This window comes from Mycetocola sp. TRD_SC_2 (assembly GCF_055361225.1).
The window spans coordinates 2,569,701-2,585,859 of sequence record NZ_CM143954.1 but is presented as its reverse complement, the minus strand read 5'-3'; the positions used below and the strand labels follow the sequence as shown (position 1 = coordinate 2,585,859).

General features: G+C 67.9%; 14 protein-coding genes and 1 pseudogene. 4 read left to right on the top strand and 11 right to left on the bottom strand.

The features are described from left to right. Positions 1-122 precede the first annotated feature (122 nt). Positions 123-1,028, top strand: a complete 906-nt coding sequence (locus ACWA1Q_RS12365) for an arginase family protein (protein ID WP_463757723.1) — start codon at positions 123-125, stop codon at positions 1,026-1,028. A gap of 7 nt (positions 1,029-1,035) precedes the next feature. Here the strand turns inward: ACWA1Q_RS12365 and hutI are convergent, their stop codons facing one another. Genes hutI through hutH form a run of 3 tightly spaced genes read right to left on the bottom strand, consistent with a single transcriptional unit; the run spans position 1,036 to position 5,422 of the window. Continuing rightward, the gene (gene hutI / locus ACWA1Q_RS12360) at positions 1,036-2,202 is read right to left on the bottom strand and encodes an imidazolonepropionase (protein WP_463757722.1); all 1,167 of its coding nucleotides are present in this window, start codon (positions 2,200-2,202) and stop codon (positions 1,036-1,038) included. Next, the gene (hutU, locus tag ACWA1Q_RS12355) at positions 2,199-3,857 is read right to left on the bottom strand and encodes a urocanate hydratase (RefSeq protein WP_463757720.1); all 1,659 of its coding nucleotides are present in this window, start codon (positions 3,855-3,857) and stop codon (positions 2,199-2,201) included. The genes hutI and hutU overlap by 4 nt, the downstream gene beginning before the upstream one ends. Next, the gene (hutH, locus tag ACWA1Q_RS12350) at positions 3,854-5,422 is read right to left on the bottom strand and encodes a histidine ammonia-lyase (protein WP_463757719.1); all 1,569 of its coding nucleotides are present in this window, start codon (positions 5,420-5,422) and stop codon (positions 3,854-3,856) included. The genes hutU and hutH overlap by 4 nt, the downstream gene beginning before the upstream one ends. 85 nt (positions 5,423-5,507) lie before the next feature. On the opposite strand from hutH, the gene ACWA1Q_RS12345 reads away from it, so the two are divergent. Beyond that, positions 5,508-6,263, top strand: coding sequence for an IclR family transcriptional regulator (locus tag ACWA1Q_RS12345; RefSeq protein ID WP_463757717.1), 756 nt, complete (start codon positions 5,508-5,510; stop codon positions 6,261-6,263). A gap of 194 nt (positions 6,264-6,457) precedes the next feature. On the opposite strand, the pseudogene ACWA1Q_RS12340 reads toward ACWA1Q_RS12345, so the two are convergent. From ACWA1Q_RS12340 to ACWA1Q_RS12325, 4 genes and pseudogenes are all read right to left on the bottom strand, one after another. Next, positions 6,458-6,871 (bottom strand): annotated as a pseudogene (locus ACWA1Q_RS12340) (DedA family protein); the annotation flags it as partial. A gap of 152 nt (positions 6,872-7,023) precedes the next feature. Further along, positions 7,024-7,335 carry a GNAT family N-acetyltransferase gene (locus tag ACWA1Q_RS12335; RefSeq protein WP_463760860.1) on the bottom strand — a complete coding sequence of 104 codons (312 nt, stop codon included), beginning with the start codon at positions 7,333-7,335 and terminating at the stop codon, positions 7,024-7,026. Between the two features lie 230 nt (positions 7,336-7,565). After that, positions 7,566-7,859, bottom strand: coding sequence for a Fe-S cluster assembly protein HesB (locus ACWA1Q_RS12330; RefSeq protein ID WP_463757715.1), 294 nt, complete (start codon positions 7,857-7,859; stop codon positions 7,566-7,568). Positions 7,860-8,035: 176 nt separating this feature from the next. Then, on the bottom strand, positions 8,036-8,308 hold the full coding sequence (locus ACWA1Q_RS12325) for a GlsB/YeaQ/YmgE family stress response membrane protein (protein WP_463757714.1): 273 nt from the start codon (positions 8,306-8,308) through the stop codon (positions 8,036-8,038). A 383-nt stretch (positions 8,309-8,691) separates the two neighbouring features. Between ACWA1Q_RS12325 and ACWA1Q_RS12320 the strand changes: the two genes are divergently transcribed. Beyond that, complete coding sequence (locus tag ACWA1Q_RS12320) at positions 8,692-10,866, top strand: DEAD/DEAH box helicase (RefSeq protein ID WP_463757712.1); 2,175 nt, start codon at positions 8,692-8,694, stop codon at positions 10,864-10,866. 105 nt (positions 10,867-10,971) lie between these two features. Here the strand turns inward: ACWA1Q_RS12320 and ACWA1Q_RS12315 are convergent, their stop codons facing one another. The 4 genes from ACWA1Q_RS12315 to ACWA1Q_RS12300 form a co-directional block, all read right to left on the bottom strand. Next, positions 10,972-12,069 carry an Rv2578c family radical SAM protein gene (locus ACWA1Q_RS12315; RefSeq protein ID WP_463757711.1) on the bottom strand — a complete coding sequence of 366 codons (1,098 nt, stop codon included), beginning with the start codon at positions 12,067-12,069 and terminating at the stop codon, positions 10,972-10,974. 194 nt (positions 12,070-12,263) lie between these two features. After that, positions 12,264-13,061: an energy-coupling factor transporter transmembrane component T family protein gene (locus tag ACWA1Q_RS12310; protein ID WP_463757710.1), complete on the bottom strand. Its 798-nt coding sequence runs from the start codon at positions 13,059-13,061 to the stop codon at positions 12,264-12,266. Next, positions 13,058-14,779: an ABC transporter ATP-binding protein gene (locus tag ACWA1Q_RS12305; RefSeq protein WP_463757708.1), complete on the bottom strand. Its 1,722-nt coding sequence runs from the start codon at positions 14,777-14,779 to the stop codon at positions 13,058-13,060. The genes ACWA1Q_RS12310 and ACWA1Q_RS12305 overlap by 4 nt, the downstream gene beginning before the upstream one ends. Positions 14,780-14,792: 13 nt before the next feature. Continuing rightward, complete coding sequence (locus tag ACWA1Q_RS12300; RefSeq protein WP_463757706.1) at positions 14,793-15,392, bottom strand: ECF transporter S component; 600 nt, start codon at positions 15,390-15,392, stop codon at positions 14,793-14,795. 147 nt (positions 15,393-15,539) lie between these two features. Here ACWA1Q_RS12300 and ACWA1Q_RS12295 point away from each other — a divergent pair, with 147 nt between their 5' ends. Next, on the top strand, positions 15,540-16,133 hold the full coding sequence (locus ACWA1Q_RS12295) for a hypothetical protein (RefSeq protein WP_463757705.1): 594 nt from the start codon (positions 15,540-15,542) through the stop codon (positions 16,131-16,133). Positions 16,134-16,159 lie beyond the last annotated feature (26 nt).

The following is a 16,159-nucleotide window of genomic DNA, read 5'->3' as shown; positions in this document are numbered from 1 at the left end:
GCGCCACCGGCCGAGAACCGCGTTCGGGGGCAGAGGTTGATCCCGACGCATGTCCGGGATCGCAGACGCACGCGACGAACGGATGCTGTCGCGTCGCGGCATCCGCTTGCTAACGTTCCCCCATGGGTACTCCCGCGCTGCCGACCGATCCGCTCTGGCCGCGCGCGGGCGACTGGCCGGGCGACGTCGCCGGACCGATCGACCTCGCGCTCGTCGGCATCCCGACCTGGCGAACGTCGCTGTCTCCGACGTCGGCCCACGCCACCCCTGCCGCTGTGCGGGCGGCGCTCCGACGGTTCACCCCGTTCGCGGCGACGATGAGTGGGCGGAACGTCGATGAGCTGGTCCTCGCTGATCTCGGGGATGCGGCCGAACCGGACGGTCCGGATGGCGAGCCGGCTGCGCGCCGGTTCATGGCGGATGCCGTCGCCCGGTCGAGAATGACGGTCGCGCTCGGCGGCGACAACGCGGCCACCGTGCCCGCCGCTCTCGGGGCGTGGGGCGACGGCATCCGCTCGGCCGGGCTCGTGACGCTCGATGCCCACCATGACCTGCGGGACGGGATCTCGAACGGATCGCCGGTGCGCCGGCTGATCGAGGCTGGGCTCGACGGGCGACGGGTGGTGCAGGTCGGGATCGCCGACTTCGCGAACTCGCGGGCGTACACCGAGCGGGCGCGCGACCTCGGCATCACCGTGATCCCGCGCGATGCCCTGCATTCGCGTCCGATGGCTGACGTCATGGCCGAAGCCTTGGAGATCGCCGGGGCTGGGGAAGGACCGATCCATGTGGACCTCGACGTCGATGTCTGCGACCGGTCCGTCGCGCCGGGCTGCCCGGCATCCGTTCCCGGCGGTATCGCTGCCCACGAGTTGCGGGCGGCTGCCCGGGCGGCGGGCGCCGACCCGCGGGTGCGTGCGGTCGATATCACCGAGGTGGACGCTCTCGCCGACGCCCCCGATGGCCGCACTGTCCGGCTCGCAGCTTTGTGCGTCCTCGAGGTGGCGACGGGACTCGCGGCCCGCTGAGAGCGAATCAGCCGGCGACGCGTGCCCCGTCTTTCCAGACCCGGGCGACGAGCGGAACCCCCGGTCGATAGGCGAGGTACCCGGTGGTGGGGGCGCGCAGCTGCAGCAGGTCCGCCCGCGCACCGGTCACGATGCGCCCGACATCCGTCCGTCGCAGCGCCGCCGCTCCACCCGCAGTCGCCGCCCATACCGCTTCGTCCGGCGTCATCCCCATCTCGCGGACGGCGAGCGCGATGCAGAACGCCATCGACGAGGTGAAGCTTGAGCCGGGATTGCAGTCGCTCGCGAGTGCGACCGTCACGCCCGCGTCGATCAGCCGCCGGGCATCCGGATACGGCTGCTTCGTCGAGAATTCGACGCCGGGCAGCAACGTGCACACGGTGTCGGATGCCGCGAGTGCGGCTACGTCGCTCTCGCTCAGTACCGTGCAATGGTCGACACTCGCTGCGCCGAGTTCCACGGCGAGGAGCACCCCGCCACCCGCCCCGAGCTGGTTCGCGTGCACCCGTACGCCGAGCCCGCGCGCGGCTCCGGCTTCGAGCACGCGGCGGGACTGTTCCACCGAGAACGCCCCGGTTTCACAAAACACGTCGATCCACCGGGCATGTGGCGCACACGCGTCGAGCATGGCCTCGGTGACGAGGTCGACGTAGTCGTCGGCCCGGCCTGAATACTCCGGCGGAACCACATGCGCTCCGAGGAAGGTGACCTCGGGCGTGACCTCGGCGGCGAGCCGCACGAGCCGCTCTTCGTCGGCGACGCTGAGGCCGTAGCCGCTCTTGATCTCCATGGTCGTTGTGCCCTGGGCGTGCAGTTCGGCGACGAATCCCGCCAGGCGGGCGCGAAGTTCGTCGTCCGTCGCGGCGCGGGTCGCCGACACTGTGCTGCGGATGCCACCGGCCGAGTACCGCTGCCCGGTCATGCGGGCGTCGAACTCCGCCGAGCGGTCGCCGCCGAACACGAGGTGGGTGTGGCTGTCGACGTAACCGGGCAGGACCGCCGCGCCCTCGGCATCCGCTCGCGTGTCCGCGGCGGGAGCGTCGACCGCTCGCCCGACCCACGCGATGCGACCACCGTCGATCACCACAGCGGCGTCAGGAATCGCGCCGAGGAGTCCGTCTCGTTCGGGATCGTTCGTGACGAGCTGCCCGATGCCGATGAGGAGTTCGCTCATTCCGACTCCAGCATGGGCACCCGGAGCCCACGATCCCGCGCGACCTCGGCGGCGCGGTCGTAACCGGCGTCGACGTGGCGCATCACCCCGGTGCCCGGGTCGTTGACGAGAACCCGCGCGATCTTCTCCGCGGCGAGCGGGGTGCCGTCGGCGACGATCACCTGACCGGCGTGAATCGACCTGCCGATGCCGACGCCCCCACCGTGGTGAATCGACACCCAGGTCGCCCCGGATGCCGTGTTGAGCAGCGCGTTGAGAAGCGGCCAGTCGGCAATCGCATCCGAGCCGTCCGCCATGCCCTCGGTCTCCCGGTAAGGAGAGGCGACCGACCCGGAGTCGAGGTGGTCGCGACCGATCACGACCGGTGCGGAGAGCTCGCCCGATGCCACCATCTCGTTGAATCTCAGCCCCGCGAGGTGCCGTTCCTGGTAGCCGAGCCAGCAAATGCGGGCGGGCAGCCCCTCGAATCGCACCTTCTCCTGCGCCTTCGTGATCCAGCGGTGCAGGTGTTCGTCGTCTGGAAAGAGTTCGAGCACAGCCCTGTCGGTCGCGGCGATGTCGGCGGGGTCGCCTGAGAGCGCGGCCCAGCGGAACGGGCCTTTGCCCTCCGCGAAGAGCGGACGGATGTAGGCGGGCACGAACCCGGGAAAGTCGAACGCGCGTTCACACCCACCGAGCTGCGCTTCGGCACGGATCGAGTTGCCGTAGTCGAAGACCTCGGCACCGGCGTCCTGGAAGCCGACCATCGCGGCGACGTGTTTCGCCATCGACGCCCGGGCACGGTCGGTGAAAGCGGCCGGATCCTCGGCGGCGAGAGCGCGCCACTCGTCGACCGAGACGCCCTCCGGCAGGTACGAGAGAGGATCGTGGGCGCTCGTCTGGTCGGTCACGACATCGATCGGCACCCCGCGGTCCAGCAGCTCGGGAAAGACCGTCGCCGCATTGCCGACCACGCCGATCGACAGCGGGGTCCTGGATGCTTTCGCCTCGAGAGCGCGCTCGAGGCCAGCGTCGAGCGACGGGGCGAGTTCATCGAGATAGCCATGGTCGACGCGGCGCTGCAGCCGGGTGACGTCGACGTCGACGAGAAGCACGACGCCGTCGTTCATCGTGACGGCGAGGGGTTGGGCGCCGCCCATGCCGCCGGCACCGCCCGTGAGGGTGAGGGTGCCGGCGAGGCTGCCGCCGAACCGCTTGGCGGCGACGGCTGCGAAGGTCTCGTAGGTGCCCTGCAGGATTCCCTGCGTTCCGATGTAGATCCACGACCCGGCGGTCATCTGCCCGTACATGGTCAACCCGAGGGACTCCAGGCGCCGGAACTCCGGCCAGGTTGCCCAGTCGCCGACGAGGTTCGAGTTCGCGATGAGCACCCGCGGCGCCCACTCATGGGTGCGGAACACCCCGACCGGTTTGCCGGACTGCACCAGAAGAGTTTCATCGGACTCGAGCGACTCGAGCGTGCGCACGATGGCGTCGTACGCCTCCCAGTTACGCGCCGCCTTGCCCGTACCGCCGTAGACGACGAGGTCATCCGGGCGTTCGGCGACGTCCGGGTCGAGGTTGTTCATGAGCATCCGCAGCGGTCCCTCGGTCTGCCAGCTCTTGGCCGTGAGGGTGCTGCCGCGGGCGGCGCGGACGGGACGGGGCGTGCTCATGCGAGTCCTTTCGTGACGGATGCCGCGGCATCCGTTATCGATCCGGTGCAGACGAGGCCGTACACGGCCTCGATCTCGGGGGAGAGGTGGCGGTCGGGGCCGGGGCCGGCGGCGACAGTGCGAACGGCAGCCAGTGCGGCGGCGGTGGCCGGAGCAGGGGAGAGCGGAGCGCGCAGGTCGAGCGAGCGCGCCGCCGTCATCACTTCGATGGCGAGGACGCGGCCGAGCCCGTCGATCGAACGGCGCAGTTTGCGGGCCGCGGCCCAGCCCATCGAGACGTGGTCCTCCTGCATCGCCGACGAGGGAATCGAATCGACGGAGGCGGGAGCCGCGAGCCGCTTGAGTTCGGAGACGATCCCGGCGGCGGTGTACTGGGCGATCATCAGCCCGCTGTCGACGCCGGGCTCGTGGGCGAGGAACGGCGGAAGGCCCTTGTTGCGGGCGACGTCGAGGTGCCGGTCGGTGCGACGCTCGGACATCGACGCGACATCGGCCGCAGCGATCGCGAGAAAGTCGAGCACGTAGCCGATCGGGGCGCCGTGGAAGTTGCCGTTTGATTCGACCCGCCCATCGACGGTGACGACCGGGTTGTCGACGGCGCTCGCCAGTTCGCGGGTGGCAACGGATGCCGCGTGGTCGGCGGTATCCCGAGCAGCACCGTGCACCTGTGGGCTGCACCGCAGCGAGTATGCGTCCTGGATCGTCGTGCATTCCGGTCCGGCGTGCGAGGCGGTGATCGCGGAACCTCTGAGGAGTGCCCGAAGATTCGCCGCCGAGAGCGACTGCCCTGTCTGGGGTCGCAGTGCGTGCAGGTCTGCCGCGAAGACGGCATCCGTTCCGAGGAGCGCCTCGACGCTCATCGCTGCCGCGATGTCGGCGGTGGTGAGCAGCATCCGCAGGTCGGTGAGGGCGAGAACGAGCATGCCGAGCATGCCGTCGGTGCCATTGATGAGAGCGAGCCCCTCCTTCTCAGCGAGTTGCACGGGCGCCAGGCCGGCGGCGCGAAGAGCGTCTGCGGCGGGGAGAAGCGTGCCCGTCGCGTCGCGGACATCGCCCTCGCCCATGATCGCGAGCGCGCACGAGGCGAGCGGGGCGAGGTCTCCGGAGCATCCTAGTGATCCGTATTCGCGCACAACCGGGGTGATGCCCGTATTAAGCATCGCCGCGTACGCCTCGGCGGTCGTCGCGCGGACCCCGGTCCGTCCGGTCATCAGGGTCGACAGGCGCAGGAGCATGAGCGCGCGCACGACCTCACGTTCGACCTCGGGGCCCGAGCCAGCGGCATGCGAACGGATGAGGCTCTGCTGCAGTTGCGTTCGCTGATCGGCGTCGATGTAGGTGGTGGCAAGCGCACCGAAACCGGTCGAAATGCCGTAGTGCGGCTTTGGGTCAGCGGCGAGGTCGTCGATGATCGCGCGGGTGTCGCGCACGCCGTCGAGAGAGGTCCGGTCGAGTTCGACGCGCGCTCCGCCGCGTGCGACGGCGACGATGTCGCCGAACGAGACGCCGCCGACTCCGACGGAAACGGCATGCGCCGTGGTGGCAGGGATTGCGGTGTTGGGCATGATCCGAGTCGACCAGCCCGGCGGGTTCGCGGCAACAGCCGTATGCTCGGAGGCGTCCGGAATCCCAGACAAAGGGAGAGCCCCCATGACCGACTCGAAGGTCCCGGCCGCGGATGCCACGCTGCGCATTCTGAGTCACCTCGCGACCCAGCGGGGTCCGGTCGCGGCCGCATCCATCGCCGCGGCGCTCGACTTGCCGCGCTCCACGGTCTATCACCTGCTTGCTGTGCTCCAGGAGCACGGGTTCGTCGTGCACCTGCCCGAAGCGCGCCGCTACGGGCTCGGCGTCGCCGCGTTCGAGCTCTCCGGCGGCTTCGCCAGACAGCAACCGCTGAGCCGGCTCGGGCACCCCCTGCTCGCGGAGCTTGTCGACCGGGTCGGTGAAAGTGCTCACCTAGCGGTTCTCCACGGACGCGACGTGCTCTATCTCGTCGAGGAACGAGCTCCTCGCCGGCCCCACCTCGTCACCGACGTCGGGGTCCGCTTGCCGGCCCACCTCACGGCGTCCGGCCGGGCGATGCTCGCTCGCCTGCCCAAACAGCAGGTTCGGGCACTGTTCCCGGATGCCGCCGCGTTCGTCGACCGCACGGGTGTCGGCCCCAGCCGCTACCGCGAGTTGCGATCACTGCTCGACGCGGTCGGCGCGGGCGGGATCGCGACGGAAGATGGAGAGGTGACGGGAGGAATGGCGTCCGTCGCCGCTGCCGTCACCGACCACGTCGGCTGGCCGGCCGCTGCCATCGCGGTGACCTTCCCCTCGGGCCACGAACCGTCCGGGCTCGCCGGCGAGGTATCTGCGGCAGCAGTGGAGTTGTCTCGCCGGATCAGCGGCCGGTCCTGAGCTGCGCGCTCCTCGCGTTTGCGGGAGATCCTCATCGTGACCCGGTCGACCACAATTCCGAGCGCGATCGCGAGGACGACGCCGAGAGCGGCGCCGACGAGCGGCTGGTCCTTGACCCAATGACCGGCGAGGACACCGATGAGGACGGAATACACGGCCCACGTGAAACCGGCGATCAGCGTGAGCGGCCAGAACCGGCGGTGCGAAAAGCCGACGGCGCCGGCCGTCATGTTCACAGCGATCCGGCCGATCGGAATGTAGCGGGCGGTGAGGATGAGGGCGGCCGGGCGGCGACGGATGCCCCGCGCGGCCCAGTCGAATGCGCGCACGGTGCGCGGGTGCCGCATCCACGCAAACCGCTGAGTGCCGATCGAGCGGCCCAGCGCGAACGCGATGTTGTCACCGATCGCCGCGCCGACAGCGGCGATGCCGATGATGAGCCAGGGGTTCGGCGCTCCGGTCGACACGCCTATCGCAGCCGCAGCCACGACCACGGTCTCGCTCGGAACCGGCGGGAAGAAGCCGTCGATCACGACGACGGCGAAGACGATCGCGTAAATCCAGGGGGAGGCGACGGTCTGCAGGATGGCGTCGGAGATCAAGTCCATGTCATCGACGCTAGAGACGTGGCGGTTCATGTGAGTCCACCGCAGGTATCGCCGGTGTCAGACCAGCGGACGACATGCGGGCGTCGGGCTGTCCGAAAGTGCTGGCCGTCGCAAGCCACCCCGGCGCTGCCTGGGTCGCGTTCCGATCGCGGTCAGGGCGAGAGCGTCTTCGCCATGCAGTAGCTGTACTTTTCTCCGATGTACTGCCCGAACTGCGGGATGGGAGAGTAACCACAGCGCGTGTAGAGCGACTGGGCGTCGCTGTGAAGCGTGCCTGTCTCCAAAACGATCTGGCGCACGCCCCGTGCACGCGCGGAGTTCTCGATGCTGCCCAGCAAAGAGGTGGCCACGCCACGGCCACGAGCGTCCGGGTGGACGAACATGCGTTTCAACTCGTTGACAGCGCTGCCCCACGGAACGAGGGCGGCCATGCCGATCGCTTGGCCGCCCTCGTTCCTGGCGATGTGGACGCTGACGCCGGGGCGTTCGAGTTCATCGACGTCGAGCAGAAAGTTGCTCTCCGGCGGGTATAGCGCCGGGCGAACTCGGATCCGAGCCGGAGGAGGTCGACAACCTCGTCCTGGCGCGGGTTCTCGACCGTGATCGAGATTCGCGATGCCTGGTGCTCGACGGGAAAAGACTGTGTCATTCCATCAGTTCACCGCGGCACTGTTTCGGCGCCGTTACAGCGGGCTTAACTCTGGGCGGTCTGCTCACCGATCGCGAAGCGAACCGCGCCGGCTTCGTCAACATCGGCGTCGAGGATCTTGTCACCGAGCAGTGCTGCGGCGTTCTCCTCGAGGAAGATGCGGGCTCCGGCTGCTTCGACAACCTCGTCCTGCGGCTCGGGGGCAGGAGCGACAGCGACGGCCAGGTCGGTGCTTTCCGGTGCAGGACTGGAAATGCGCAGCCCGCCCTCTTCGGCTCCGGAAGTCTGGGTGGTGATGGTTCGGACGATGGTGCTTGCGTTCTCGGTGAGGGTGAGCATGTGCTTCCTTCCGGTTGGCGAATAGAAGTTTCCTACCCTTCCGCACCCCGCTGACGATCTCAACATTTGGGCCCGGTTCGGAGGCCTTTCACATGAAGACCCATCACATGAAAACCCGAAAAAAACGGATGCCTCCCCGCTGTGGGCGGGAAGGCATCCGACGTGCAGGTCGCGGGTTACGCGGCCTTGCGCGAGTTACGCGTGAAGAATCCGTAGATGAGTAGCACGATGATGGAACCGACGATGGCGGTAAGCCAGCTTTCGATGCTCCAGAACTCGTTGATGAGGTCCTTGTTGAAGATGAGACCGCCCAGCCAGCCGCCGAGCAACGCCCCAACAACGCCGAGAATGAGCGTCATGATCCAGCCGCCGCCCTGCTTGCCAGGAAGGATGGCCTTGGCGATCGCACCAGCGATCAGACCGAGTAAAAGAAAAGCGAGGAAGCCCACGGCTCCACCTCCATTTGTTCGGTACGTCGTCCCGAGCCCGGGACCCGGGTTCACCGCCTGGTTAGGCGGGTGTAACTGAATGATACCGCCGATCAAGCCCATTCTGGGGATTTGCCTCGAATATGTGATCTCATGGGCCAAATCTTCACTTTTGCGTGACATCCGGCTCGGACTCCGGTAATGTTGCCGGGTCGGCTCTGGACACCGCGGAATGTACCGCGGAAGGGTTTGTAAGTCTGGTGGGCCGGTTGTACGTCGCGATAACGCGTACGTATTCACACGATGTGAAACGGTCCCGGCCATCGACTGCTCGGGTATAAGAATGCCGCGGTTTTGCCGCGCGCGCTTTGCGATTCATGCATATTTAAAACCCGGAAAGTACTATGCCCAAAAATAACAAGCCAGCTGGCGGACGCCCCGCCAAGAACTTCGATCCCGGCTACGCCCGCAAGAGTGGCGGACCGGCTGGAGCGCCCGGCAGCCGTAGTGCCGGACACCGCGGCTACCGTCCCGTTGAGGGTGACGCCCCCAAGAAGGCTCGCTGGAACGCTGACGAGCGTGCCGCCCGCCGTCACTCCGACGAGCCGCGCGAACAGCGTGCCCCCCGCAACGAGCGCTACGACGCTCCTGCCGCGCGCAACTCCGAGCGCCCGTCGTACAACCGTGGTGAGAACCGCCCCGACCGCAACGAGCGCCCGTCGTACAACCGTGGCGAGAACCGTCCCGACCGGAACGAGCGTCCCGCCTACAACCGGGGCGAGAACCGTCCGGACCGCAACGAGCGCACTGAGCGTCCCGCCTACAACCGTGGCGAGCGGACCGAGCGTCCCGCGTACAACCGTGGTGAGAACCGTCCGGACCGCAACGAGCGTCCCGCCTATAACCGTGGGGAACGCGCTGAGCGTCCCGCGTACAACCGTGGTGAGAACCGTCCGGACCGCAACGAGCGTCCCGCCTATAACCGTGGGGAACGCGCTGAGCGTCCTGCCTACAACCGTGGTGAGAACCGTCCGGACCGCACCGAGCGTCCCGCGTACAACCGTGATGCCGAGCGCGCCGAGCGTCCCGCGTACAACGGCGGCCGCCCGAACTTCACACGTGGAGAGCGCATCGAGCGCCCCTCGACAGGCCGCACGTCGACCGGTCGCGACGACCGCCCGCAGCGTTCATTCAGCGATCGCCCCGAGCGCGGTTCCTACAACCGGGACGACCGTGGCCCCCGCAAGGACTTCGGCACCGACCGTCCCCGCCGCGACGCCGGCGAGAAGAACTTCTACCCGAACCGCGACGCCAAGGGTAACTTCACGCCCGAGGACGACGTGGTGCTCGAGCGGCTCGAAGCACAGGCGACCCTCGCGACTGACGTCGTCGGTGTGAGCTTCTCCGACCTCGGCCTCGGTGGCAACATCGTTGCCGCGCTCGCCGAGCTCGGCGCCCCGAGCCCGTTCCCGATCCAGGCAGCGACCATCCCCGATGTCATCGCCGGTCGGGACGTCCTTGGCCGTGGCCGTACCGGATCAGGCAAGACCATTGCCTTCGGTGCGCCGCTCGTCGAGAAGCTGATGGAGAACGGTGGAGGCAAGAAGCGCGCCATGGGCCGCAAGCCCCGCGCCCTCATCCTTGCTCCGACCCGTGAGCTGGCACTTCAGATCGACCGCACCGTTCAGCCGATCGCCCGCAGCGTCGGCCTGTTCACCACGCAGATCTACGGCGGTGTTCCGCAGGCCCGCCAGGTCGGTGCCCTCCAGCGTGGTGTCGACATCATCGTCGGAACACCCGGCCGCATCGAAGACCTCATCGAGCAGGGTCGCCTTGACCTCTCAGAGGTGACGGTCACCGTCCTGGACGAGGCCGACCACATGTGCGACCTTGGCTTCCTCGAGCCGGTCCAGCGGATCCTCCGCCTCACGGCTCCCCGTGGGCAGAAGCTGCTCTTCTCGGCAACGCTCGACAAGGGCGTCGCGTCACTCGTCAAGGAGTTCCTGCCGAACCCGTCCGTGCACGAGGTCGCCGGTGAAGACCAGGCCTCAGCAACGATCGACCACCGCGTCCTCGTTGTCGAGCACCGCGACAAAGACCGCCTCATCGAGGAACTCGCGAACCGCGACGAGAAGACCCTGATCTTCTCGCGCACCCGTGCGTACGCCGAGCGTCTCGCGGACCAGCTGGAAGATGCCGGCATCCGTGCTGTTTCACTCCATGGTGACCTCAACCAGGCCCGTCGTACCCGCAACCTCGCGCAGCTCACCTCCGGGCGAGTGAACGTGCTGGTCGCGACCGACGTCGCCGCGCGTGGCATCCACGTCGATGACATCACCCTGGTCATCCAGGCTGATGCGCCCGACGAGTACAAGACCTACCTCCACCGTTCGGGCCGCACCGGCCGCGCCGGCAAGGAAGGAATGGTCGTCACGCTCATTCCGAAGGCACGCCAGCGCCGGATGACCGACCTCCTCGGCCGCGCCGAGATCGAGGCGGACTACGTCAACGCTCGCCCCGGCGACGAGATCGTCGAAGAGATCGCCGGTCGCATGACCAACGCGAAGCTCACGCGATAACACCTGCTGTACCGGAACACCCGTTCCGGACGAACTCACCCGCTCCACCGGGTGCTTTCGTCCGGGGCGGGTGTTTTCGTTGGTCGAGCGGTTCGGGTCGCGGCCTCAGAACAACATCGGCTGTTCGGTCGCCGGCAGGATGCGGGCACCCGTCGACCCGTCGTCGCTGGCGAAGGCGACGCGCTCACCATCGTCGTTGCGCAGCATCCCGAGCGCTTTCGATCGGATGCCGCCCGTCGACGGGTCCTCGCGCCCCCGCTCCAGCCCATGGGCGCGGATGAGCGGTGAGATGCGGTCGGCCAGCCACTTGCGGTACTCCTTGGGGGCGTACTGGCCGCGGGAGTAGAGCTCGGTGTACTTCGGAACCAGTTCCGGATGCTGTCGCTCCAGCCAGTGCATGAACCACGGCTTCACTCCCGGCTTGAGGTACAGCGAGGTGAAGAGCACGCTCGTGCCTCCCGCCTGCTTCACCCGCCGCAGTGCCTCATCGAGGTGTGCTTTGGTGTCGGTGAGGTACGGCAGGATCGGCATGAGGAAGACGCTGCAGTCGAGCCCGGCGTCGCGCACGGCGGTCACGGTCGCGAGCCGGGCCTTCGCCGAGGGGGTACCTGGCTCGATCGACTTCTGCAGTTCGTCGTCGTAAATGGCGATCGACATCGCCAGGTCGACCGGGACCGTCTGGGCGACCTCGGCGAGCAGTGGCAGGTCACGCCGGAGCAGCGTGCCTTTCGTCAGGATCGACAGCGGAGTGCCCGACCGGGCGAGCGCCTCGATGATTCCGGGCATGAGGCTGTACTTGCCCTCAGCGCGCTGGTACGGGTCGGTGTTGGTTCCGAGCGCGACGGGGTGCCGGCCCCAGCTCGGCTTGGCGACCTCTTTGGCGAGCACATCGGCCACGTTGATCTTCACGACCACCTGGTTGTCGAAGTCGTCGCCGGCGTTGAAATCGAGGTATGTGTGGGTCGGTCGGGCAAAACAATAGGCGCACGCATGGCTGCAGCCACGGTACGGATTGATCGTCCATCCGAACGGCATTTGCGACTGCCGGGGCACCCGGTTGAGCGCAGACTTGGCCAGCACCTCGTGAAAGGTGACCCCGGCGAACTCGGGCGTCGATACGCTCCGCACGAGGTTGTTGAGCTTCGCAAGACCCGGCAGCGCCGACGGCTCTTCGGTGCCCAGCTGTTGTGCATCCCATCGCATCTCTTCATTAGAACATAGATTCGAACAGGCGGCGCGTTCATCACCGATCTGTGGACAATCTCCCCCTTGAAATCTGTCGAGAGCGGCGTAGCATTTCTCTTACGAAGCGCAATTTTGAAGCGAAGGCCCCGCAGGGATTCACACGAATCCCTGCGGGGCCATCGCCGCGAAGGTGCTGCTTGCTCCGAGTGGGATCACCCGAGGTAGCCCGCCAGCACGAGAAGCCCTGCGCCGCACAACCAGAACAGCCCGACGAAGACACCATCCCGCGCGCGCAACGGGAGTGAGTGCCGCTCGGTGCGAGAGTCGTGGGCACCGAAGGCGCGCGAATCCATCGCGAACGAGACCCGCTCAGCGTGCCGGATAGCCCCCGCGAGCAGCGGAACGATGTAGCCAAGAACCCGACGGATGCCGGCGACCGGCCCGCGTCCTCCCGATACTCCCCGCACGCGGTGAGCCTGCCGGATCAGGTCGAGGTCGTGGCGGAACCGCGGCACGAAGCGGTACGCGGCCAGAGCCGTGTAGCCAACCCGGTACGGCACTCGAAGGTGCTGAACCGATGCGCGGACCAGGTCGGGACCGGTCGTCGTCAGCCCGGGGATAAGCGCGAGCGTGAGCACGGCGCCGAGCCGTAGTGCCGTCGCAAGTCCGATCAGCCACGCGCCCTGGAAGAACCGGAACTCTCCGAGCTGGAAGACGAGCGGCGTCGTGTCGACGCGCGAGGCATCCGTCCACAGTCCGAAGCTCAGCGAGAGCACAAGTACGACGGCTGGCAGGCCCGCAACGAGGAGAAGCAGCGCGCGCCACGAGAGTCGTGCTCCGGCGAGGATCGTGACCATAGCGAAGACGAGAAAGAGAAGAGGAGTCCACACGTCCCGCACGAGCAGTAACCACAGCATGAACGGCAGTGGAGCGGCGAGCTTCGCCAGCGGGTTGAGCCCGGAGAGAAAGTACCCGGGCGTGACCGTTGGTGGCGCAAACGGGTCGGTCATGCCGGTGCTCCCGGGAGATCGGCAATGCGGGTGATCGATTGCCACTCGGGATGACGGGTGACGCCCCGGAGTGCCCGGGCAAGTGGCGGCGGGCGGAGTCCGGCTTGGGCGATGAGCTCGGCGTCCCCGAGGATCTCGGCCGCCGGGCCGTACGCCAGCAGCCTGCCCGCCGCAAGAACGGCGACCGACGTTGCGTGTTCGGCAACGAGCTGCAGGTCGTGGGTCGCCGTGACGATCGTTCGTCCCGCCCGGTTCAGGTCAGAGAGCAGATCGAGCAGCTCACCGGCGCGCTCCCGATCCTGCCCGAACGTCGGCTCGTCAAGCACGAGGACAGGAGCGCCTGTCACAAGAACGGTGCCGACCGAAAGCCGGCGTTTCTGGCCACCGGAGAGGAGGAACGGGTGAGCATCCCGCAGGCTGGCGAGCCCGAACCGCTCGAGCATCGCGCTCACTGTCGACTCAACTTCTGCGGCCGACAACGGAGAGCGTCCCCCGGCAAGCAGGAGACCCCGGGCAAGTTCGTCCTCCACCGTGTTCTCGACGAACTGGTGCTCGGGGTTCTGGAACACGAACCCGATTCGAGCGGCCAGAGCCCGTACATCTGTGGTTGCAGGGTCCAGACCGCCCACACGGATTCGTCCGCGCGGCGGTGGAACGACCCCGGCGATCGCCTGGACAAGGGTCGTCTTGCCCGCCCCGTTCGTGCCGATCACCGCCGTGAAGTCACCGTCCGGGATGTCAAGAGAGATCGCATCCAGCACTTGCGTCTTTGCCCGCGTCACGGAAAGATTCCGCACGGTGATCGCCGGTGTTTCGCTCCGCGGGCGTCGAGCCGGTGGGCCAAGCGGGGGGAGAGAGCGGATGCCGTCGAGCGCCGCCGTGAGCTCCCCGCCGGTCAGGGGAAGGGATTCGAATTCCACCCCGACCCGGCGCAGGCGCAGCGCCGCGAGAGTCACGACGGGTAGCCACACTCCGAGCGCCGCAACCTCGTCGGCGTGATCGGCGAGCACCTCCCGCGTCGGTCCGTCGAGCGCGATGCGTCCCTGCCGGTCGAGCACGATGACCCGGTCGACGAGGTCGATTGCGGCATCGAGGTTGTGTTCGATGAGCAGGATGGACAGGCGCGACGTCCGCGTGAGCTCCCGGAGAACGGCGTAGACCTCGTCGATCCCCGCCGGGTCAAGGTTTGCGGTCGGTTCATCCAGTACGAGGAGTGGGGACCTCATCGCGAGGGCGCAGGCGATGCTGAGCCGCTGGCGCCCACCGCCGGAGAGAACATCGGGGTTGTCGGCCCGCCGTTCCCACAGGCCTACCGCGCGCAGCGCTTCCTCGGCCCGTGCGAGCACGACGTCGACGGGCAGCAGCAGGTTCTCGGGGCCGAAGCACACCTCGTCGAGCACCGAGCCGGTCACGATCTGGGCGTCCGGGTCCTGGAACACCATCGCGACCTTTTCGGAAAGCCGCGCCACCGTGGCATCCGCCGTATCGAGTCCACCGGTGAGAACCGAACCGGACAGCCGTGCGGGAACCGCGTGCGGAATGAGCCCGTTGAGAGCGAGCGCGAGCGTGGACTTGCCGCACCCGGACGGACCGAGCAGAAGCGCGACTTCACCGGGCGCGATGTCGAAAGAGACGCCGTCCGGGGTGTTGCCCGGGCGCTGGTCGTGGCGGATGCGCACATCGCGCACGCTCACGGGAACCTCGAATCGCGTGTCCATCCCGGTCAGCGGCTCACGCCGCGACCATCAGCGCATTCGTCATTTCCCTGCGGCCTGCGCGGCGGTCGATCTCGAGCTGGAGACCACGCGCCACGCCCGTTTTATCGAGCCGGCCCGCGATGATCCTCCCCAGCCAGGTGACGACGACGGGGCTGATCGCGAACAGGGCGAAGTAGACGAGGTTGGCCCAGCCGGCGAAGTGCTCGAGGCCGATGAACACAAATACGCCGAGCCCGAACAGGAGGCCAGCGAAGGCCGCTGCGAGGTAGAAAATCCACGCCCGCCAGTAGCGGTAGCGGGTGACGAGGAACGGCAGCTCCTGGAGCAGACCGATGGCGAGCCCAGCGCCGAGGTAGCGGAAGAACCACTGCGGGCTGAACGCAGCGGCGACGAGACCGGCGAACAGTCCGGTAAGGAGGGCGACGCCGCCGCGACGGAGCAGGGACTGGGCGATGACGCCGGGGAAGAAGTAGATGCCGACGAGCGAGCCGTAGAGAATCGGCAGGGTGGCCGCCATGAGTCCCTGCACATAGCCGCTCGCCACGAACACGAGCCCGCCTCCGACACCGATCGCCGCGCAGGTGAGGAGGAGCCGGGTGCTGCTGTTTCGCATGGTCGCTCTCTACTGAAATGACGGGGATCGCGGAGCCGAAGCCTCCCCTCAATTTAGCTGAGGCTTGCCTAAACTGCTAATGCCGAGCGACCACCGATCCGAGACGGCGTCGGCTCCGAAGTACAGTGGATACGACGGGAGACTTTTATGCGAGAACGACGGATGCGGGTGGTGCGCGGGCTGACCGCCGCCGCCGTTTCGACGTTCGCCGCCGCGTTCTCCCACGGCGCCGCCGCCGGGACCGCGCCGAGCGTTGTGGCGCTCGCCGTGGCATCCGTTCTCGCTGTCAGCGTGTGCGTCGCTCTTGCCGGCCGGGTTTCGGTGCTGCGTCTCTCGCTCGCGGTCGTGCTCAGCCAGGGCGGCTTCCATGCTCTCTTCGCCGCGTTGCCCGCGAGCTCCGGCACGGCGACGATGGCGGGACACCACGGCATGGTGTCGCTCGCTACGGATGCTTCCGCCCACGTTCACGCGAGCGAGGGCGCCGCGATGTGGCTGGCACACGCGGCCGCGGCTCTCGTCACCGTCGCGGCGCTGCACAGCGGCGAGCGGGTGCTCCGCCAGTTCGCGACCACGCTTCTTCTCCCACTTCGCTCGATCCTCGCGGCAATCAGCCCCGTCCTCGTAACGACCGCGCCGCCCGCCGCGCCCGGCTGGCCGCCCGTTCTCGCCGTGTCGACGGCACTGCTGCCATCGACGGCCAGCCGCAGGGGCCCGCCGCTCGGCGCGCCCGCTTTCGCCTGACGGCCGGTATCGGCCCCGTTTTCTCT

What these genes read in the sequence shown, in the direction of transcription:
- hutI (WP_463757722.1), bottom strand. Translation starts at nt 2,202, where the DNA reads ATGAGCGAACTCCTCATCGGCATCGGGCAGCTCGTCACGAACGATCCC.
- ACWA1Q_RS12305 (WP_463757708.1), bottom strand. Translation starts at nt 14,779, where the DNA reads ATGGACACGCGATTCGAGGTTCCCGTGAGCGTGCGCGATGTGCGCATC.
- ACWA1Q_RS12295 (WP_463757705.1), top strand. Translation starts at nt 15,540, where the DNA reads ATGCGAGAACGACGGATGCGGGTGGTGCGCGGGCTGACCGCCGCCGCC.
- hutH (WP_463757719.1), bottom strand. Translation starts at nt 5,422, where the DNA reads ATGCCCAACACCGCAATCCCTGCCACCACGGCGCATGCCGTTTCCGTC.
- ACWA1Q_RS12315 (WP_463757711.1), bottom strand. Translation starts at nt 12,069, where the DNA reads ATGCGATGGGATGCACAACAGCTGGGCACCGAAGAGCCGTCGGCGCTG.
- ACWA1Q_RS12330 (WP_463757715.1), bottom strand. Translation starts at nt 7,859, where the DNA reads ATGCTCACCCTCACCGAGAACGCAAGCACCATCGTCCGAACCATCACC.
- ACWA1Q_RS12300 (WP_463757706.1), bottom strand. Translation starts at nt 15,392, where the DNA reads ATGCGAAACAGCAGCACCCGGCTCCTCCTCACCTGCGCGGCGATCGGT.
- ACWA1Q_RS12365 (WP_463757723.1), top strand. Translation starts at nt 123, where the DNA reads ATGGGTACTCCCGCGCTGCCGACCGATCCGCTCTGGCCGCGCGCGGGC.
- ACWA1Q_RS12345 (WP_463757717.1), top strand. Translation starts at nt 5,508, where the DNA reads ATGACCGACTCGAAGGTCCCGGCCGCGGATGCCACGCTGCGCATTCTG.
- hutU (WP_463757720.1), bottom strand. Translation starts at nt 3,857, where the DNA reads ATGAGCACGCCCCGTCCCGTCCGCGCCGCCCGCGGCAGCACCCTCACG.
- ACWA1Q_RS12310 (WP_463757710.1), bottom strand. Translation starts at nt 13,061, where the DNA reads ATGACCGACCCGTTTGCGCCACCAACGGTCACGCCCGGGTACTTTCTC.
- ACWA1Q_RS12320 (WP_463757712.1), top strand. Translation starts at nt 8,692, where the DNA reads ATGCCCAAAAATAACAAGCCAGCTGGCGGACGCCCCGCCAAGAACTTC.